This window comes from Archangium sp., from assembly GCF_036277355.1.
GTDB lineage: Bacteria > Myxococcota > Myxococcia > Myxococcales > Myxococcaceae > Archangium.
Map to the genome: position 1 here is coordinate 1 of NZ_DASUNC010000125.1, position 19067 is coordinate 19067.

The window sequence follows — 19067 nt, forward strand, 5'->3', positions numbered from 1 at the left end:
GTTCCCCATCCAGGAGTACAGCTCGGGAAAGACGACGTCGACGACGTTCGACTTCGAGGATGACGGGCGGCTGGAGGTCATCTACGCGGACGAGCTGAAGCTGCGGATTTTCGACGGAGTGACGGGAGCGCTGCGCTGGGAGACGGCGCACAGCTCGGGCACGACGCACGAGTTCCCCATCGTGGCGGACGTGGACGGGGACGGCGCGGCGGAGATTGTCACGGTGGAGAACAACCACGGCGCCCCGGGCTTCAACGGGGTGCGCGTGTGGCACGACAAGAAGGAAGGGTGGGCCGGGACGCGCAAGATCTGGAACCAGCACGCGTACAGCATCACGAACGTGAACAACGACGGAACGATTCCGACGCTGCCCGCGGCCAACTGGCTCAACCCGAAGCTCAACAACTTCCGCTCCAACGTGGCCAACTACTTCGGTGACGGGCCGAGTCCCTTCGCGGCCGCGGACCTGCTGGCGTCGGATGTGACGACGTCGTGCGATGGCTACGGCTCGCTGGTGCTGGGCGCGCGCGTGCGCAACCAGGGCGAGGTGGCCGTGGCGGCGGGTGTGAAGGTGGCCTTCTACAAGGGCAATCCGGCCACGGGTGGCACGCTGCTGGGCGTGGCCACGGTGACGGATGCGCTGCCGGTGGGCGGCTCGGCCATCGCGACGGTGGTGGTGTCCTCCACCAGCTTCGGCACCACCGAGGTGTGGGCCGTGGTGGACGATGACGGCACGGGCAAGGGCACCATTTCCGAGTGCCGCGAGGACAACAACGGCTCCTCGGCCACGGGCAACCTGACGTGCACGGTGACCACGCCGACGAACAAGCCGCCGGTGGCGCTGTGCCGGGACGTGACGGTGAACGCGGACGTGTACTGCCTGGGCAGCGCGAGCGTGAACAATGGCAGCTACGACCCGGACAACGGGCCGTCGCCGTTGTCCATCACCGAGGTGCCCACCACCTCGCTGCCCCTGGGTACGCATCCCGTCACCCTGACGGCCTCGGATGGCGCGGCGACCGACCAGTGCGTGGGCAACGTCACCGTGGTGGACACCACGAAGCCGACCGTCAGCTGCCCGGCCTCGCAGGTGCTCGAGACGTGCTCGCCCGCCGGAGCCCCGGCCACCTTCGCGGCCTCGGCCACGGATACCTGTGGCCCGGCCACCCTGTCGTGCTCGTACGCCTCGGGCTCCACCTTCCCGGTGGGCGAGACGTCCGTCTCCTGCTCCGCCAGGGATGATGCGGGCAACACGGCCTCCTGCCGCTTCAACGTGACCGTGACCGGCGACACCACGCCGCCGGTGCTCAGCTGCCCGACCTCTCCGATCGTCATCCGCGCCTGCGCCCCGAGTGGCACCCGGGTCAACTACACGACCTCGGCCACGGACAACTGCGGCGAGGTGGCCGTCAACTGCTCGCATCCCTCGGGCTCCACCTTCCCTGTGGGCGAGACGCCCGTCACCTGCTCGACCCAGGACGCCTTCGGAAACGTGTCCACGTGCGGCTTCTCGGTGATCGTCGGCAGCACGGGCGGCGGCGATGATGACGAGGGCGACGACGGCGATGACGACGGCGATGGCCACGGCAACGGTGGTGGCGGTCACGACGACGATGACGACGGCAACGGTGGTGGTGGTGGTGGCGACGACGTCTGCGGCTACTGCAATGACGGCGCGCCCGTGGCCGGTGCGGACAAGGGCGTGCAGATGTGGCCGCCCAACCACAAGTACGTGACCCTGTCGCTGTCCGACTGCGCCCAGCCCGCGACGGACTCGTGCGGCAACACGCTGCCGCTGGACACGTACGGCCATGTGCTCCGCGTCACCTCGGACGAGGTGGAGGATGCCAATGGCAACGGTGACGGCCGCACCTGCGAGGACATGTCCATCATCGTGGGCAAGTCGTTCGTGCAGATCCGCTCGGAGCGCGAGGGCACGGGGGATGGCCGCGTCTACACCATCCACTACGCCATCACCAACGACGCGGGCCTCTCCACCGAGGCCTCCTGCCGTGTGGTCGTGCCGCATGATCAGTCCGGCCGCACGGTGGTGGACAGCGGCGTGAAGTACTGCGTCGGCCAGGGATGCCCCGAGGGCACCACCGAGGGCAGTCCGCTCTGCAAGTGAGTCGATGATCGGGTGAAGTAGCGCGGGGCCCGGGACCAGCGGTTGGTTCCGGGCCCTTCGATGGGAGAGTGGGCGCTGAGCCGTCCGGCGCTCAGTTCTCGCCGAACATCAGCCGGCGCACCACGGGCACGGGCGGGTAGCCGTAGGAGACCACGGCGTCATGGAAGCGCTGCAGGGTGAAGTCCTTGCCCCAGCGCGCCTTCGCCTCCTCGCGCAGCTCCAGGAGCATCTTCTTGCCCAGCGCGTACACCAGGTAGGTGGGATCGCTCGTGCCCCGGCGAGCCTCGCGCTCGGCGTTGATGCGCGGCATGTACGCCTCCTCCTCGAAGAAGCGCACCGCCTGCTCGTACGTCATGCCGCGCGTGTGCAGCGACAGGCCCACCATGTAGCGCGCCAGCCGCTGCAGGTAGAGCGCCAGCTGGTTCAGCTTCAGCTTGTCCGCCGCCACGCCCCTGCCGCCGTAGCCCGCCTCCAACATCATCTGCTCGGTGTACAGGCCCCAGCCCTCGCTGAAGGAGCCGCTGCCCATCAACTGCCGCACCCGCGAGTCCACCTTCTTGTTGGTCCACAGGTACTGCACGTAGTGGCCCGGGTAGGCCTCGTGGATGGAGACGAGCTCCAGCGCATGGCGGTTGTAGAAGCTCATGTGCTGCTCCGTCTGCTCGGCGCTCCAGGACGGGTCCGGCGGCGTGACGTAGTAGTAGGCCTCGGTGGCCACTGTCTCGAAGGGGCCCGGCGTGTTCATGCTCGCGAAGGAGAGCGCCCGGTTGAAGCTCGGCGTCTCCGCCACCTGCGCCCGTACCTCGCTCGGGATGGTGATGATGTGCTGGTCCACCAGGAACTGGCGGATCGTCTCCAGCGTCGCCCGCGTGGTGGGCACCAGTTCCGCCGGAGTGGGGTGCTCCTTGCCCAGCTCCCGGTACACGTCCATGGGCGCCCTCTTCGCATCCAGCCGGCGCGCCACCTCACGGAACTCGTCCTGAGTGCGCTTCAGCTCCGCGCGGCCCCAGGCCAGCAGGCTGTCGATGTCCTCGGTGACGCCCTCCTCGTAGGAGAGCTTCCGGCGGTAGATGGACTCGCCGATGGCGAAGTCCCCGTTGGAGCGCGGCAGCAGGTCCTCGCGTAGGAAGCGTACGTAGTCCTCCAGGGCCGCGAGCGCCTTCGCCTGCTCGCGCGTGAAGGACTCCTGGAGGGCCGCGTCCTTCACCGGTGCGAAGGCCTGGGGCAGGGTGCTGGCGAGCAGCGAGCGCGTGCCCGCCGCCTGTTGCAGGGCGATCTCCGTCCACAGCCGGGGCGGGTTCTTCAGCGCCGCCTTGCCCGCGGCGAACACCTCGGGCAGCCGCGCCATGCGGGCCACCGCCGAGCGCATCCGCTGCTCGAGCGGCGCGAAGTCCCGGTTGATGAGCCCATAGACGGAGCTGGAGGCGGTGCTCAGATAGGTGTTGGGGTTGCGCTCCCAGCCGCGCACCTCCTCGATGTCCAGGATGCGGGCCTTCAGGTTGGACTCGAAGATGTCGTAGTCGGCCTGGTCGAGCGGGGACAGCCGGGAGCGATCCACCTGCTGGGGCAGGGTGACGAGCTCCTGTTTCAGGAAGGCGGCCCAGGACAGCTGCTCCTCGGCGGTGAAGCCGGCCAGCTGGTCATCGTAGGTGTGCAGGCCCTTGCTGGTGGCGAACTGGGGGAAGCGGCGGAACTGCTCCTCGAGGTGCGCATCGACGATGCGGCGCAGGGCCTTCCGGTCGGGAGAGAGCGTGGGGGCCTCCGCCTGGGGGGCGGGGCGCGAGGTGGCACAAGCGGACAGCAGGACGAGCAGCGCGGCGGCGAGCACGCGGGTGGACGGCATGTACAATCAACACCTCCGGTAGGGTGGGGAGCCTCGCCCACCCACGCCCCCGCGACAACCCGGGAGTCGAGGAGCAGCGGATGCACCCGAGTGTGGACGCGGGGCTGGCCGCTGAAGGGGGGACTCCAGGCCTGGCGGGCCGAGGTGCTCGCCTCCCGCCAGAGGAATCCCTTCCCGGCGGATGCCGAGGACTGGGAGTGGTTCGTGTCCGCCCCTTGATCCCTTTCAGGACTGTGACCGAATATTCCCTCTCCCGGAGGGCGAGGGGAAATGGACGCGGTATCAGCGCTTTGTCTCAGGACATCCCTGAGGCGATTTAGAGCAGCTTGTCTGGAGTGATTGGCAGGTCCCGGACGCGTTTTCCCGTCGCGTGGAAGATGGCGTTGGCGATCGCGGCCGCCACGCCCACGATGCCAATCTCTCCCAGCCCCTTGGCACCGAGCGGATTGACGATGGTGTCCTCCTCGTCGACGAAGATCACGTCGATGTCCCGCACGTCGGCGTTCACGGGCACGTGGTACTCGGCGAGGTTGTGGTTCATGAACCGGCCGAGCTTCTGATCCGGGACCGACTCCTCTTCCAGCGCCATGCCGATTCCCCAGACGACCCCACCGAGGATCTGGCTTCGCGCCGTCTTCGGGTTCAAGACGCGGCCGCCCGCGATGGCGCTGACCACGCGGGTGACCTTCACGGTGCCGAAGTCCTCGTCGACCCTGACCTCCGCGAACACCGCCGAGTGCGTGCACAGCGTGTAGGCCGACTGTTTGTGTTTGTCGGGCAGGGACACCGTCTGCTCCTCGATGTGGAGGACCTCTCCGTGCCGCATGGCCTCGGTGATGGACACCGCCCGGGAAGGGTCCTCCTTGGAGCGGATGTGCCCTCCCTCGAACGACACTTCATCCAGGCGGGCCTTCGCGAGGGGCGAGCCCTTCACCTTCCGTGCGAGCTCGAACACCCGCTCGCGCACCTTCTCGCAGGCCGCCTTCACCGCCGAGCCCACCGAGGACACGGTCCACGAGCCGTCCTCGAGAGGTGACATGGGCAGCGAGGAATCCCCCAGCTTGAAGGTCACATCCTCCACCGGCAGGCCGAGCGTCTCCGCGGCGATCTGGGTCATGACCGTATAGGTCCCGGTTCCGATGTCGGCGGTGGCGCTGCTGACGGTGAGCTTGCCGTCGATGCCCAGGACGGCCTTCGCGCTGGCCTCCTGCTGCATGGCTTCCCAGATGCCGGTGGCCATCCCCCAACCGATGAGCTGCCTGCCCTCGCGCATCGAGCGCGGGGCGGGCGTGCGCCTGGCCCATCCGAAGCGCTCGGCACCCTGCTGGTAGCAGGCCCGGAGCTCCTTGCTCGAGAACGGCTTGTCCTCGTTCTGATCCCGCTCGGCGTAGTTCTTCAGCCGCAGCTCGAGCGGATCCATGCCTACGGCGGAGGCCAGCTCGTCCATGGCGCACTCCAGCGCGTACACGCCCACGGCCGCACCGGGCGCGCGCATGTCGATGGGCGTGTACGTGTCGAGCTGCGCCACCTTGTAGTCGAGCCGGACGTTGTCGCACCGGTAGAGCAGGCCGGACCAGTTGACGATGACCTCGATGTAGTCCTCGAAGCGCGAGGTCTCCGAGACGGTCTCGTGGATGACGGCCTCGAGCTTGCCCTCCGCCGAGGCGCCGAGCGCCACCCGCTGCAACGTCGTGGGGCGGTGGCCGAACGTGAACATCTGCTGGCGGGTCAGCGCCACTCGCACCGAGCGTTTCAGCTCGCGCGCCGCCATCACCGCCAGGAAGAGTTGATACTGTGGCCGCAAGCCCGAGCCGAAGGCTCCTCCCACGAAGGGCGAGCGCACGCGCACCTCTTCCGGGGACAGGTGGAACACCTTCGAGACATACTTCTGGGTGTTCATCACGCCCTGGGTCTTGTCGTAGACGGTGAGCGTGCCGTCGTCGTCGTAGACGACCGTCGTCGCGTGCATCTCCATCGGGTTGTGGTGCTCGACGGGCGAGGAATACTCCGCGTCGATCCGCGCCGCGGCGTTGGCGAGCGCCTTGTCGGCATGGCCCCTGGGCTTCGGAGGCGGTTCGAAGCCTCCTTTTCCCTCCTTGGGCGCATAGGCCTTGTCACGCCGGGCCCGCAGATCCGTTTCGTGTGAATGGGATTTGTACTCCACCTGGACGAGCGACGCGGCGTAGCGCGCCACCTCGAGCGTTTCCGCGACGACCAGCGCGATGGGCTGTCCGCTGTAGACGATCTCGTCGTCATGGAGCGGCCGGAACGGCGAGCCCGAGGGAGCGTCCTCGTCCTGGTAGTTGCGGTCGAACCAGGCGGCTCGCGGCCGGTTCTCGTGCGTGAAGACGTGCAGCACGCCCGGGACCGCGAGGGCGGCACTCGTGTCGATCTTCTTGATCTTCCCCCTGGCGATCGCACCCGACACGACGCAGCCATGGGTGAGACCGGGGACGTTGAACTCCGCGGCGTATTTCGCCTCGCCCGTCACCTTGAGGCGGCCATCGACGCGGCTGATGGGTCTTCCAAGCAGGGTCGAGGTCTTCGTCATGACGGCTGCTCCATCCCGGTGGCTTGCTCCAGGGCCCGCACCACGGCCCGCTTCGCCAGCTCGATCTTGAAGGTGTTGTGTCCGAAGCCCTTCGCCTCCCGGACGATCGCCTCCGCGACGGCGCGGAAGTTCTCCACGGTGGCGGGCTTGCCGCTCAACATCGCCTCGGCTGCCGTGTCGCGCCACGGCATGTGGGCCACGCCGCCGAGCGCGAGCCGGGCCTCCCGGATGTGGCCACCGTCCAGCTCCAACGCGGCGGCCACCGATACGAGCGCGAACGCGTACGACTGACGGTCCCGGATCTTCAGGTAGGCGTGATGCGTGGCGAAGCCCTTCGCGGGCAGGTCCACGGCGGTGATGAGCTCATCGGGCCGCAGGTTCGTATCCAACTCTGGCGTGTCTCCGGGCAGGCGGTGGAAGCCAGAGAAGGGAAGGGTGTGCTCGCCATCCGGCCCGGTCACGCGGACGGTCGCGCCGAGCGCCGCGAGCGCCACGCACATGTCCGACGGATGGGTGGCGATGCACTTGTCACTGGTGCCCAGGATGGCATGGATGCGATTGAAGCCGCCAATCGCACCGCAACCCGAGCCGGGCGCTCGTTTGTTGCAGGGCGTGGCCGTGTCGTAGAAGTAATAACACCGCGTGCGCTGGAGCAGGTTGCCGCCCGTCGTCGCCATGTTGCGCAGCTGTGCCGATGCGCCCGCGAGGATGGCCTTGGACAGCAAGGGATAGCGCTGCAGGATCCGCTCGTCGTAGGCGGTGTCCGCATTCGTGACGAGCGCGCCGATCCGCAAGCCACCGTCCCCGGTCTCCTCGATCCTCGCCAAGGGCAGCCGCGTGATGTCGATCAGCCGGGCGGGCCGCGAGACATTCTCCTTCATCAAATCGAGAAGGTTGGTGCCGCCCGCGATGAACCGCGCCCTGTCGTTCTTCGCGATGGCGCTGACCGCGCCCGCGATGGTCTCGGCCCGCTCGAAGGAAAACGGATTCATGGGCCACCACTCCCTTCCCGCGCTCGCCGCACCTGGTCGATGGCCGCGAGGATGTTGGGGTAGGCGCCACACCGGCAGAGGTTGCCACTCATCAGCTCGCGGATGTCCTCCACCGTCTTCGCCTTGCCCTCGTTGAGCAGCCCCACGGCGGAGCAGATCTGTCCGGGAGTGCAGTAGCCGCACTGGAAGGCGTCGTGCTCGATGAAGGCCTCCTGGAGCGGGTGGAGCGTCTGGCCCGTGGCGAGCCCCTCGACGGTCGTCACCTCCGCTCCGTCCTTCATGACCGCCAGGGTCAGGCAGGAATTGATACGCTTGCCATTGACGAGAACGGTACACGCCCCGCACTGGCCGTGGTCGCAGCCCTTCTTCGTGCCGGTGAGGCCGAGGGTCTCACGCAGCAGGTCGAGCAAGGTCGTCCAGGGCGCGACCTCCAGCTGTTTCTCCGTGCCATTGACCTGGAGGGTGATCCGTTGTGTGGAGGGTGGACCCGCGGGTGGGGCTTCGTGGGCCTGGTTCCTGGAATGACTCATGTGAACACCTTCGTGGAGAGACGCACCGGGGCGCCAATCTTCGTCGGCGCGCATGCGGTAGCCGCTCGAAGGTGTTCTTGCTATCGAGTAGTCAATAACAGGCCCGTCAGGCGGGCCCGCTCCTGTACTGAACGTGACGGACCGTGCCGTTCTACGCGGCTCCACTTCGCGCCGGCCGCGGCGACTCGATGAAGGCGATCAGCTCGTCGATGTCGATGGGCTTCACGAAGTGTTGACGGAAGCCCGCTGACTGGCTGCGCGTGCGGTCCCCATCCTGGCTGAAGCCCGTGAGCGCGGCGAAGACGGGGCTCGATTCTCCCAGCCGCTCGCGAATGCGCTCGGCGACCCCATAGCCATCCACCTCGGGCAGGCCGATGTCGAGGAGCGCCACGTCCGGACGGAACGTGTCGGCCTGCTGGAGCGCCTGCGGGCAGTCGTGTGCCACGGCCACCTCGTACCCGCTCATGTCCAGCAGCTCGGCCAGGGCCTGGAGGGTCCGGATGGAGCCGGACATCTCCCGCTCGAAGGCCGTGGCGAGCACGCGCGCCGAACGGATCACCCGCCGCTCGGCGTCCTGGCGCTCCATGCGGGCCAGCTGGAAGACCACGACCGCGGCGAAGACGACGGCGGGCAGGAGCGTACCGGCCGCGAGCCGGACGAGATGCCAGCGGAGTGGGAGGGAGGGGGCCGGGGAGGACAAGGCGGGGCTCCCCGGCACGGTAGCTGGAGCACCGTGGGCCGTGCAAACGAAGCCGTGCCCTGGTGTCTACCACCGCATCAGCCCAGTGACACCTCGAGCCTGGACATGGCGCGCATGATGGGGTGCGGCGTGAACTCCGGCTCGCCCAGCAGCTGCATCTTCGGGAAGCGCTGCACCAGCGTGCCCACGACGATGTCCAGCTCCTGCCGGGCCAGCGCCGCGCCGAGGCAGAAGTGCTGGCCCGCGCCGAAGGCGATGGTCTGGCTCACGTCGCGGCGGATGTCGAAGCGCTCCGGCTCCGGGAAGACCTCGGGATCGTGGAGCGCGGCGGTGACGAAGGGGATGACCATCTGGCCCTTGCGGATCTTCTGGCCGGCGAACTCCAGCTCCTCCTTGGCGAACTTGGGGATCCCTCCCTTGCCGAAGAGATCGTAGCGCAGCGACTCCTCGATGGTGTTGCGGATCAGCGAGGGATCCGCGCGCAGCTGGGCGAGCTGATCCGGGTGCCGCAGCAGGCTGTAGAGCGCCCAGTTGGCCGCGTGCACCGTGGTGTCGGAGCCGGCGGTGATGAGCGCCTGGATGAGGGAGAGCATCTCGTCCTCGCTGAGCTTGCTCTCGCTGTCCCGGGCGGTGATGAGGGTGCTGAGCAGATCGTCCTCGAGCAGGTGCTCGCGGCGGCCGGCGATGAGCTCGCGGAGCATCCGCATCCACCGCGGCATCGGGGCGATGAGCGCGAAGAGCTCCTCGGGCTTGTTGAAGGTGATGGAGGCGCGGATCACCGCCAGTCCGAAGGCGCGGAACTCGGCGCGCTTGTCGTCCGGAATCTTCAGCATGTCGCTGATGACGCGCATGGGAAGCGGCTCGGTGACGGACGTGAGGTTGACCCGCTCGCCCTTCACGTTCTCGGCGATGATGTCATCCACGGCCTTCTGGATCTCCCCGCGCATGCGCTCGGCGGCCCGGGGGGTGAAGGCGCCACTGACGAGCCGGCGCACGCGGGTGTGATCGGCGTCGGCCAGGCCGAAGAGCCCGTTGTCCATCATCTTCTTGTACTCGGCGTGCTCGGGCGGCCAGGCCGAGGCGTTCTGGGCGAACTCCCAGACGCGGTAGTCATTGCTGAAGCGGCGATCCAGCAGCAGCGCCCGGACGTCCTTGTGACGGGAGAAGACGATGGCGTCCCCACGCGGCCGCCAGTGGTAGACGGGCGCCTGCTCACGCAGCCACTTGTAGGTGGGGTAGGGATTGGTGACGAAGGAGGGATCGTCCAGGTCGAGGACGAAGTCGGGGCCGAACGCTGGCGTCGAGGAGGTCTGCATCATGGCTCTCGGGGTGGGGGGAGCGGCCATGAGCGTATCGCGCGGAGCGCACCATGGCACCGCCCGCACCCGTTTCCAGGATTCCCAACGCGTGGGAAAGCCTGGCCCCTCGAGCCGCGAGGGCTCAGCAGTGCGCCACGGGCGCCTTCATGGAGAAGAGGAGCATGGGGCGCACGAGCGCGTCGAGCTCGGCGTCGTGCTGGCGCTGCTGGGCCGCGGCGCCGCGCAGCTCGCGCTTGCCGGAGAGCAGGTAGCTGGCGCCGATGAGGGCCAGGGTCGTGACGTAGATGGCGAGTTCCAGGTTCATGCCCGGGTAGGGTCCGGAAGGGCGCTTTGTGACGGGCTCCCCGGCTCCACGTGCACCACCACGTCCACCACCTCGGGGAATTCCGCCTGAAGCCGGGCCTCCACGGCGTCCGCCAGCACGTGGGCCTTGGCGGTCGTCAGCTGGGGATCCACCTCGATCTTCAGATCCACGTACACCGTCCCCTCCATTCCCCGGCTGCGCACGTCGCGGCACGAGCGCACGCCCGGCACCTGGAGGGTGAGGTTCATCACCTTCTGCGGATCCAACCGCGCCGTGTCCGAGAGGATACCCACCGCCTGCTTGACGATGCCCCACGCCACCCGGGCGACCACCACCAGCACGCCCAACGTGACGATGCCGTCCGCCTTGGGGAAGCCCAGCCACACCAGCCCCATGGAGCCCAGCACCGCCAGCGTCACGCCCACGTCCGAGAGCGTGTGCCGCGCGTCCGCCAGCAGCAGCGGGCTCTGCAGCTTCTCGCCCTGCCGGCGCTCGATGGTGGTGACGGCCAGGTTGACCAGCAGGGTGCCCACCATCACCGCCGCCATGAGCGGCGTCACCGTGGGGTGCCGGTCGTGCAGCAGCGAGTCGAACGCCATGCGGCCCAGCTCCAGCATGGCGATGCCGATCATCATCCCGATGCCCAGCGAGGCCAGCGCCTCGAACTTGCCGTGGCCGTAGGGGTGATCATCGTCCGCGGGACGGGAGGCCACGGACATGGCCACCAGGCCGAGCACGTTGGAGCCGCCGTCGATGAAGGAGTGCACGCCGTCCGCGGTCACCGCGGCCGAGTCGTTCATCCACCCGAAGACGATCTTGGCCACCGCCACGGCCCAGTTGGCCACGAGGATGGTGGCGAGCACGGTGCGCACCTTCCGGTTGCGCTGGATCTGCGAGGAGGCATCCACGCGGCGCACCCTAATTCCAACGAGGCCCGCGCGCGAGCCTCCCGGGTGCCCGGGTCCTCAGTTGGGCTGGCGGAAGAGCCGCATCCGGGGGCCGCCACCCATCTCCATGAAGAAGCCGAACTTGAAGCGCACCTTGGAGTCGTCCTCCAGCAGGCCCGGCGGCGGGTTGGGGAAGGGCTGGGCCTTCTTGAAGGACTCCACGGCCGCCAGGTCCAGGAAGTCCAGCCCGCAGCTCTTCTCGATGGTGATGTTGGCCACCCGGCCGTTCTCGTCCAGGGTGACGTTGACCAGGGTGTAGCGATCCCTGCCGCTGTAGGTCTGCCCCGAGGGATCCCTCCGCATCAGCACCGAGTTGGGATCCCACTGCGTGCCCACGCTCTGCTTCACCCGGTTGAAGAAGCTGGCGTACTTCCACTCGCGGGTATTGAGGTAGGTGCCCTCTCCCTCGTCCACGTCCTGGAGCCGGTCATTGGGCGCCCCGCCGATGATCTGATCCATCACCGCCTGCGAGGGCATCAGCCGGGCCATCCCCGGGGAGCCCAGGCGGCCACTGGAGCCCTCCTCGTCGTCCTCGAAGCCCTGCTGGATGCGCAGCCGCTTGGAGTTGCCGGCCAGCTCGTCGCTCTCGTCGCTGTTGTTCACCTCCATGCCGGGGCCGGGGGAGGTGGGATCCTGCTTGAGGGCGATCTCCTGCTTCTTCTTGGCGTCGGGCAGCTCGAAGGCGGACTTCTTGCCGCCCTCCTTCATGGGCCGCTCGTCCGCGCCCGCGCCGTTGTTGCCGGCGATTTGAGGCGCCTTCTCGTCACTGGGGCCCGAGCCCTCCCGGGACTCGCGCGCCGTCGTGCGGGGCATGGCGTTGCGGTAGAAGGGCGTCTGGTTCTTCGCGCGCGTCTCCTTCTCCACCTTGTTGTCGTGCTCGGCGAGGTACTGGGCGTCCGGTGCTTCCTGCTGGTTGCCCGGGGCCACGTCCACCACCTGCCCCTTGGGCATCTCCTCGGGCTTCTTCTTCTCCGGCGGCTTCTGCTGGCTGGCCGGAGGGAGCTTCGAGTCGGGCGCCTGGGGGCCGCGGTTCTTCGCCCACTCCTGGGCACTGAGGGGGCGCATGACGACGGCGCTCGCCGGCCTGGGGGGCTTGGGCTCGGGCGGCAGGTTGAGCTGGATGTGGGCCATCAGCGCCAGCAGGCCGACGAAGGCGCCGTGCGCCAGCAAGGCCAGCACGAGGGCAATGAGGTAGCGAGCGGGGTGTTCCCGCCTGCGCCTGCGCCTGGACGTCTGCTCTGGAACCGAAGGACCCGTCGACACGCGTGCTGATGATAACCCCCGAACCCGTCCGTTACTCCCAAGACGTTTTCGGGGCGACAACCTGGGTTGGACCACTCCCCCTGGAGTGTACGCACTCTTCTAGTAGATGGGCGCGACCTCGGCACCGTTGAAGTAGAAACGAAGGATGTCCTGGTAGCGCTGTCCGGCCTCCGCCCGGCCGATGGCGCCCGTCTGGCACATGCCCACCCCGTGGCCCCAGCCGCCGCCGCGGAAGCGCCAGCCGGTGAGGCGGCCCTCGCCGTCCCGCTCCTCCTCCACCAGGGCCATGGCGCTGTTCAGCATCCCGAAGAGCCGGCGGATGTTCAGCTCGCCCCGCACCTGGGTGACGCCCTTCTCGCCGGCCACGGTGAGGGTGCGGGCCCGGCCGGAGACTCCCCGCTCGCCCAGGCTCAGCGCGTGCACCGGCCCCACCTCGAGGTGCGCGGTGAGCGCGTTCACCTGCTCCACGGTGAAGCGCTTCTCCCAGCGGTACTTGCCCGCCCGCGCGAAGGTGGAGAGGCGGCACGCCGCGGGCAGCTCCGCCTGGAGGTACTCCGCCAGCGTCGCGGGCGTGGGCACTCCCTCCGCCGGGCCGATCAGATCCGGCCTCCCGCGCAGGCTCGGGTTGGGCGGGCCTCCCCAGACGACGTCGTTGTCCTCCGTGTGGCCTCCGCACATGGCGCTGTACACCGAGTCCACCAGCTTGCCGTCCGAGGAGAAGAGCCCCTGGCCGCGCGTGGCCTCGACCGCCGCGCTGGTGCTCGCCGCCTCGCCCGTGCGGCCCCGGTACACCGCGCAGTGCTGCTCGGAGCACAGCAGGTAGGGATCCGCCAGGTGCTTGATGCCCACCTTCGCCAGCACCTCGCCGCGCGCCGTCACCGCCTGCGCCTTGAGGGACTCCGGGTGCGCGCGGGCGTAGATCTCCGAGGGCACCAGCCCCTTGAGCAGCTCCTCCAGCTTCACCACGTTCACCACCGCCAGCGTGCCGTGGCGATCCACGGAGAGCTGCAGCGTGCCGCGGAAGCTCCGGTCCTCGAAGCCGTGGTTGTCGTAGCCGACGTCGTGCTCCACCTGCCGCACGTCGAAGCCGGCGTCGTCCAGCGTCTCCGCGTAGAGGCTGTCCTGCGCGAGCCCCACCACGTTGCCCGCCTCGTCGCGCAGCTCGAGGATGGCGCGCGCGGGGGCGCGGACCTCCTCGAAGAGGGTGGTGCGCACGCCGAACTGGCGCAGCAGCTCCGCCTGGCGCTCCGTGGCCTGCTTCGGGGAGAGCTGCTCGTCCAGCAGCAGCAGGTAGCGCCGGTTGTCGATGACCTTCCCCGCGATGCCGTAGAGCACGCCGAGCACATGCGCGCGCACCGCCACGCCCCGGGCCTGCCACCGGCCCTGCACCTCGGCGAGGCCCTCCTTGTCGGCGAAGGGAAGCTCCTCGAGCTGGATGCGCACGGACAGCTCCGCGGGCGTGCCGTCGGTGACGCGCACCGTCCACACCGAGCCCGCGGGCGCCTCCAACATCCGCTCCGCTTCCCCGCCGAAGCGCAGCCGCATGCGCCCCCTGGGGGAGAAGCGCACCTCGCGGCGGCCCTGCATCAACCCGATGGGGACCTGCGGCTCACCGCCCCGGAAGTCCAGGCGCTTGAGGCTGTCCGGGCCGGGCAGCTCGCCGGGGGGGGGCGCATCCAGGGGGGGGAGGGAGGACTTGTCCGGGGGCGCGGGCGCGGCGTGGCGCGGGCGGGCCGAGGACTCGGAGCGCAGGGCCTCCGGAGCCGGCGCGGACGCGAGCGGGCGCGGTGCGGCGCAGGTGACGAGGAGCAGCGCGAGGAGTGGGAGAACGGCTTTGAGCAAAGCCCCCCGACGGTACCTGTGGAAGGCGCGGGCCGCCACCTCCTGGTTGGAGTCCAGGCGGGCAGCGAGGCGGGGGGGCGAATACCGGGGCCCGGTATGGGGGTTCCCCCTGCTCATGACAATCCAAGCAAGCAAGAAGAGCAGGACTCCAGCGGCCCTCCTGGCCGCTTGCTCGCGGGCACCTACGCCGAGCGCGTCGTCATCGGCGACAACGCCAAGGCCGGCTCCGAGGGCTCGCCCATCACCCTGCAGGGCGAGGGCAAGCCGCGCATCGTCCCGGGCTCCGGCTCCGGCGCGCTCGTGCAGGTGCGGCGGCCGTACTGGATCCTCGACGGCCTCGAGCTGGATGTGCAGCGGCAGCCCGTCTACGCGGTGACCTTCCAGGGGAACGTGAAGGGCTCCACGCTGGCCAACTCGGAGCTGCACCACGGCACGCATGGTGCGGCGGTCACCACGTATGACAGCGCGACGGGCGCGGTCATCGAGAACAACCACATCCACGACTTCGTGAAGAGCTCGGGCAACCAGGACTCGCACGGCGTGGTGGTGCAGCCGGCGTCGCACGACATCACGGTGCGCAACAACGACATCCACGACAACTCGGGTGACTCGGTGCAGTGCCTGGGGCCCGAGGGCTTCAGCTCGCTGCCGCCCGCGGAGGGGCTGCTCATCGAGAACAACCACTTCTACGCCAACCGCGAGAACGCGGTGGACATCAAGACGTGCCACGACGTCACCATCCGGAACAACAAGATGCACGGCTTCAAGCCGAGCTCCACGGCGAAGGGTGACGCGGTGGTGGTGCACTACTCGGCGCGGGACGTGGTCATCGAGGACAACGAGGTCTACGACTCGGGCAAGGGCATCTCGGTGGGAGGCAACCACGAGGGGCCGGTGCCGAGCGGCGTGGTGGTGCGGCGCAACCGCGTCCACGACATCTCGAAGCAGGGCGGTGGCGAGGGGACGGCCATCCGGCTGGAGAACTCGGAGGGCACGGTGCTGGTGAACAACACGGTGACGCGCGCGGACACGGCGCTGATCCTGGGTCACGGCACGGGCGGTGCCACGAGCAACCTCCAGGTGGAGAACAACCTCATCGCGGAGTCAGGGGTGGCGGTGAACCTGGGCGGCCAGCGGCCGGGCCTGAAGATGAGGCACAACCTGTTCCCGGCGGGCGCGCAGTTCACGGCCAACGGCAAGACGGTGGACCTGGTGGGCTTCCAGCAGGCGGCGGGGGACAGCACGTCCACCACGGGCAACGCGGGCGCGGCGCCGCCGGCCTTCGGGCCGGACTCGGTGGCCGTGGACCGGGGCGCCAACGTGGGCCTGCCCTTCTGCGGCGGGGCTCCGGACATCGGCGCGGTGGAGACCGGCTGCTAGACACGGCTCCCTTGCCCGCCTGATGCGCTGGTACTAACGTGGTAGTACCTTCATCGTTCCAGGGGACTCTTGTCATGGCGACATCGCTCAAGCTGCCACCGCAACTCAAGAGCCGGGTCGAGGCGGCGGCGAAAGGGGCGGGCAAGAGTCCCCACGCCTTCATGGTCGAGGCCATCGAGCAGCAGGTCGCCCAGGCGGAGCGCAGACGCCGCTTCGTCGAAGAGGCACTGGCCGCGGAGAAAGAGGCGCTCGAGACGGGTGAGGGCTTCAACGCGGACGAGGTGCATGAGGCCATGGCGGCTCGGGCCCGGGGTGGCAGGACCCGGCGCCTCAAGGCCACGCCATGGCGCGAGTAGTCTATGCCGCCAGGGCGTTGGCGGACTTCGAGCGGATCGTCGACTTCGTTGCCGGGCATTCGCCCGAACTGGCGGAGCTCGCGGTCGCGCGGATCAGCGAGGCCGTGTCCGTGCTGGAAAAGCATCCGCTGATTGGCCGCCCCGCCGAGCAGGGGTTGCGCGAGCTGGTCATCTCCCGCGGCCGCACGGGATACATCGCGCTCTATCGCTTCCTGAAAGCGGAAGACACCGTGCTGGTGCTCGCGCTGCGGCATCAGCGAGAGGTGGGTTACGTCGATGTGGACGAGTGACGGACCGGACCGCCCACGGCTCCCTGAGTTGGTGAACAAGAGAAATCCCCATTTCTCCCTTCCTTTTTGGCAGGCTGGGACCTTCAACCCGAGGGAGAGCTTTGCCATGAAAACGATTCGGAGCCTTGGAGCCGTGGGCCTGCTGGCCACCTGTTTGATCGGAGGGAGCGCCTTCGCGCAGTGGACTGGGGCTGTGTGCGGATGGGGCGCGGACGACTGCAACCGGTGCGTTCCCGACGCGGTCGCCGCCGTGAACGGACTGCGCGACCATGGTGACGTGCTCGGCTTCCATCCCATCGGAGATCCGGTCACGCTGTTCAATCACTGGCAGGGCATTCAGCGCCTGCCCGGTGCCGGAGGCAGGTACCTCGCCGTCTCGCACTCGGGGACGACCAAGGCCTTCACGGTGGTGGAGATGGGCTCCCGGAACACGGAGGGCGCCCGATTCCGCTCCAACCGCCTCGAGCCCAACGTGTCCTATCCCGCCACCCCACCGTCCAGCTCGGACCGGGCCATCACCGACGCGTGGTTCTGGGACATGAGCTACACCCACGCGGGTGGCATGCAGGCCTCGGGCAACCTGCTCGCCGTGCCGCTGGAGTCGAGTCCATCCGGCGAGAATGGCCGCGTCGTGTTCTATGACATGGCCACTCCCTGGAGCCCCGTCCGCCTGACGGTGAGTCAGTGGGGGCAGACGGCGGCCGCGGGCACGGCCTCGTTGGCGAAGCTCTCGGACGGGCGCTTCCTGCTCATCCTCGGGCGGGCCAATGCCAACAATCTCGAGTTCTACCGCTCGACGGGTGGGGACTTGCGCTCGGCGGCCGCGGGCTTCGTTCTGCTGGACAACTGGAACGAGGGCGAGTTGCGCTCGACCATCGGTGACTGGGAGTTCGGCAACTACCAGAACCTCGATCTGGTGACCCAGTGTGACGGCACGCTCTTCCTGGCGGGGACGCACCTGAACTCCACCAACGGCGAGGACTGGATCGATCTGTTCCGGCTGACGGAGGAGTCCGGCCAGGCGGTCATCACCAAGGTCGCGAAGAAGCACCTGTACTGCGGCTATCCCTCGCCCGGTTACGACACTGGCACCAACCGCCAGTGCAATCTGGACGCGGCGGGCGGCATCTACGTGGACCCGTCGGGCCAACTCATCGTCTACGGGACCGAGCACGACAACGATGGTCCCAACAGCTCGGTGAAGATGATGGAGTTCCGCGCGACCTTTCCCAATCCCGGCTGCGACAGCGACATCAACCGGGCCTTCGTCGAGCTGTATGACGACTCCGACTTCAGCGACCGCGGGCTGATGATCGACTACCCGGATTATGGCAAGGAGAGCTACTCCAACTTCTCCTACATCGAGGGCTTCAACGACAAGGCCTCGGCCGTGCGCTACTGCCTGCCTTACGGATGGCGTGCGCGTCTGTACGAGCACGCCAGTTTTGGAGGCAGCTACCGTGAGCTCAGTGGCCGCGGCTCGGTGAATCTCAACAACGTGAGCTTCGGGGACAAGACGTCCTCGATGCGGTTCGTCTACCTGGGGTACTGAGCGGCGCTGCTTCGTTGCCATGTGTGTCTCGATGGAGAGACCTGCTCGCCCGAGCTATGTGAGCCCGGCGAGCCGGCGGGCTCGTTCCACCGCGCTGGTGATCTCCTCCTGGAGTGCCGGGTGGTACTTCCGTCCACGCGTCCGCCGCCCGATGTCAGCGATGAGTTCAGCCGTCTTGCGCCTCCCAGTGGGAGAGCCTTTCGATGCCGTCGCGGCAAGGACGCAGGCCAGAAGGCGGCGGTCCAGTCCGGAGTAGCCGAGTCGCTCCATCCGCCGCAGGTAGGGTGAGAACAATCGCCAAGGACCCTCACTCGCCGCGGTGAGCAGGTCCTCGGCGATTCGTCGCCGCAACTCCAGTTGCTCGCTCGCCGTGAGCGCTTCATCTCTAAGGAGTCGCAGCTCCAGTCGTTTGTACGCCTGGAGCTTCTCGGCGACAGAGGCATTCCGGAGCGAGAGGAGGAGGCGACCTCGTGCCTGGCCGATGCGGAGAGACCTCTCCTCTGCCCGGGTCAGTGACCGGGACATGGCAGCCGCACTCCGTTCCAGGAATAGAGAGCCTCAGGCCAGAAACCATGGGTGGTGCAGTAGTGCATGCAAGCTGAACAGCGAGTTTCATTCTTGTAGCGACCCGGCAGGCTTTCTCCGCCTGCATCTACGCACCTGACGTAGTAGTCCGTGCAGCGATCCTTCGTGGCAGTATCCGGTGTGAGCGCCTCGCTCGCCTCAGTCTCTTTGCCCGTATCGATCGGCGGAACTGGCCCGGGACCCGGGGGTTTGGGCTCTTGGGGTTTGGGCACTCTGGGGGGCTTGGGAGACTTGGGAGCCACCCCCAACTGCTCGCAAGCTGCCGCTGAGCCGTTCTTGCATGCACAATCCAGTGTGCCTACACATCCAGGGCCGGGTCCGGGTCCCATGGTTGATTGTCGCAACTGGGATGGGACTCCAACACAGCCCACCAGATAGCTGCACATCAGCGTCGCCCATGCGAAGAAGCGCATGGGTTCATCCGAGCATGGCCTGTTTGCCCAGCACAACCGGGTCCGTGGTTCAGCGCATCGTTCTTGTGCAGG

Annotated in this window: 16 protein-coding genes; 5 read left to right on the forward strand and 11 right to left on the reverse strand. The window is 68.2% G+C overall.

What is annotated here, in order from left to right; translation table 11 throughout:
* The coding region (locus VFZ09_RS30615; RefSeq protein ID WP_329731244.1) for an HYR domain-containing protein at window positions 1-2128 on the forward strand (2128 nt) is incomplete at its 5' end.
* A 91-nt stretch (window positions 2129-2219) separates the two neighbouring features.
* On the opposite strand, the gene VFZ09_RS30620 is transcribed toward VFZ09_RS30615, so the two are convergent.
* The 10 genes from VFZ09_RS30620 to VFZ09_RS30665 all read right to left on the reverse strand — a co-directional run bounded on the left by VFZ09_RS30620 (window position 2220) and on the right by VFZ09_RS30665 (window position 14419).
* Complete coding sequence (locus tag VFZ09_RS30620; protein WP_329731245.1) at window positions 2220-3971, reverse strand: DUF885 domain-containing protein; 1752 nt, start codon at window positions 3969-3971, stop codon at window positions 2220-2222.
* A gap of 316 nt (window positions 3972-4287) precedes the next feature.
* The gene (locus VFZ09_RS30625; RefSeq protein WP_329731246.1) at window positions 4288-6522 is read right to left on the reverse strand and encodes a xanthine dehydrogenase family protein molybdopterin-binding subunit; all 2235 of its coding nucleotides are present in this window, start codon (window positions 6520-6522) and stop codon (window positions 4288-4290) included.
* The gene (locus tag VFZ09_RS30630; RefSeq protein ID WP_329731247.1) at window positions 6519-7514 is read right to left on the reverse strand and encodes a xanthine dehydrogenase family protein subunit M; all 996 of its coding nucleotides are present in this window, start codon (window positions 7512-7514) and stop codon (window positions 6519-6521) included. The genes VFZ09_RS30625 and VFZ09_RS30630 overlap by 4 nt, the downstream gene beginning before the upstream one ends.
* Complete coding sequence (locus tag VFZ09_RS30635) at window positions 7511-8044, reverse strand: (2Fe-2S)-binding protein (protein WP_329731248.1); 534 nt, start codon at window positions 8042-8044, stop codon at window positions 7511-7513. Before VFZ09_RS30635 ends, VFZ09_RS30630 begins: the two co-directional genes overlap by 4 nt.
* Window positions 8045-8195: 151 nt before the next feature.
* Window positions 8196-8744 (reverse strand): response regulator, encoded by a 549-nt coding sequence (locus tag VFZ09_RS30640; RefSeq protein ID WP_329731249.1) that lies wholly within the window; start codon window positions 8742-8744, stop codon window positions 8196-8198.
* A gap of 77 nt (window positions 8745-8821) precedes the next feature.
* The gene (locus tag VFZ09_RS30645; RefSeq protein WP_329731250.1) at window positions 8822-10063 is read right to left on the reverse strand and encodes a cytochrome P450; all 1242 of its coding nucleotides are present in this window, start codon (window positions 10061-10063) and stop codon (window positions 8822-8824) included.
* A 121-nt stretch (window positions 10064-10184) separates the two neighbouring features.
* Window positions 10185-10367, reverse strand: coding sequence for a hypothetical protein (locus VFZ09_RS30650; RefSeq protein WP_329731251.1), 183 nt, complete (start codon window positions 10365-10367; stop codon window positions 10185-10187).
* Complete coding sequence (locus tag VFZ09_RS30655) at window positions 10364-11284, reverse strand: cation diffusion facilitator family transporter (protein ID WP_329731252.1); 921 nt, start codon at window positions 11282-11284, stop codon at window positions 10364-10366. The genes VFZ09_RS30650 and VFZ09_RS30655 overlap by 4 nt, the downstream gene beginning before the upstream one ends.
* Window positions 11285-11332: 48 nt before the next feature.
* On the reverse strand, window positions 11333-12577 hold the full coding sequence (locus tag VFZ09_RS30660) for an energy transducer TonB family protein (RefSeq protein WP_414640766.1): 1245 nt from the start codon (window positions 12575-12577) through the stop codon (window positions 11333-11335).
* 99 nt (window positions 12578-12676) lie between these two features.
* Window positions 12677-14419: a SpoIID/LytB domain-containing protein gene (locus VFZ09_RS30665; RefSeq protein WP_329731254.1), complete on the reverse strand. Its 1743-nt coding sequence runs from the start codon at window positions 14417-14419 to the stop codon at window positions 12677-12679.
* Between the two features lie 168 nt (window positions 14420-14587).
* Between VFZ09_RS30665 and VFZ09_RS30670 the strand changes: the two genes are divergently transcribed.
* The 4 genes from VFZ09_RS30670 to VFZ09_RS30685 all read left to right on the forward strand — a co-directional run bounded on the left by VFZ09_RS30670 (window position 14588) and on the right by VFZ09_RS30685 (window position 17997).
* Entirely contained in the window at window positions 14588-15799 is a 1212-nt protein-coding gene (locus VFZ09_RS30670; RefSeq protein ID WP_329731255.1) for a right-handed parallel beta-helix repeat-containing protein, read from the forward strand.
* Between the two features lie 74 nt (window positions 15800-15873).
* Window positions 15874-16155, forward strand: coding sequence for a hypothetical protein (locus VFZ09_RS30675; RefSeq protein WP_329731256.1), 282 nt, complete (start codon window positions 15874-15876; stop codon window positions 16153-16155).
* Window positions 16143-16445: a type II toxin-antitoxin system RelE/ParE family toxin gene (locus VFZ09_RS30680; protein WP_329731257.1), complete on the forward strand. Its 303-nt coding sequence runs from the start codon at window positions 16143-16145 to the stop codon at window positions 16443-16445. Before VFZ09_RS30675 ends, VFZ09_RS30680 begins: the two co-directional genes overlap by 13 nt.
* A gap of 106 nt (window positions 16446-16551) precedes the next feature.
* The gene (locus tag VFZ09_RS30685; protein WP_329731258.1) at window positions 16552-17997 is read left to right on the forward strand and encodes a hypothetical protein; all 1446 of its coding nucleotides are present in this window, start codon (window positions 16552-16554) and stop codon (window positions 17995-17997) included.
* Between the two features lie 54 nt (window positions 17998-18051).
* On the opposite strand, the gene VFZ09_RS30690 is transcribed toward VFZ09_RS30685, so the two are convergent.
* On the reverse strand, window positions 18052-18522 hold the full coding sequence (locus VFZ09_RS30690; RefSeq protein ID WP_329731259.1) for a hypothetical protein: 471 nt from the start codon (window positions 18520-18522) through the stop codon (window positions 18052-18054).
* Between the last annotated feature and the right edge of the window lie 545 nt (window positions 18523-19067).

Bases quoted from the DNA above. Each gene is read 5' to 3' on its own strand.
- VFZ09_RS30620 (WP_329731245.1), bottom strand. From the start codon at position 3,971: ATGCCGTCCACCCGCGTGCTCGCCGCCGCGCTGCTCGTCCTGCTGTCC.
- VFZ09_RS30625 (WP_329731246.1), bottom strand. From the start codon at position 6,522: ATGACGAAGACCTCGACCCTGCTTGGAAGACCCATCAGCCGCGTCGAT.
- VFZ09_RS30630 (WP_329731247.1), bottom strand. From the start codon at position 7,514: ATGAATCCGTTTTCCTTCGAGCGGGCCGAGACCATCGCGGGCGCGGTC.
- VFZ09_RS30635 (WP_329731248.1), bottom strand. From the start codon at position 8,044: ATGAGTCATTCCAGGAACCAGGCCCACGAAGCCCCACCCGCGGGTCCA.
- VFZ09_RS30645 (WP_329731250.1), bottom strand. From the start codon at position 10,063: ATGATGCAGACCTCCTCGACGCCAGCGTTCGGCCCCGACTTCGTCCTC.
- VFZ09_RS30675 (WP_329731256.1), top strand. From the start codon at position 15,874: ATGGCGACATCGCTCAAGCTGCCACCGCAACTCAAGAGCCGGGTCGAG.
- VFZ09_RS30690 (WP_329731259.1), bottom strand. From the start codon at position 18,522: ATGTCCCGGTCACTGACCCGGGCAGAGGAGAGGTCTCTCCGCATCGGC.
- VFZ09_RS30650 (WP_329731251.1), bottom strand. From the start codon at position 10,367: ATGAACCTGGAACTCGCCATCTACGTCACGACCCTGGCCCTCATCGGC.
- VFZ09_RS30680 (WP_329731257.1), top strand. From the start codon at position 16,143: ATGGCGCGAGTAGTCTATGCCGCCAGGGCGTTGGCGGACTTCGAGCGG.
- VFZ09_RS30685 (WP_329731258.1), top strand. From the start codon at position 16,552: ATGAAAACGATTCGGAGCCTTGGAGCCGTGGGCCTGCTGGCCACCTGT.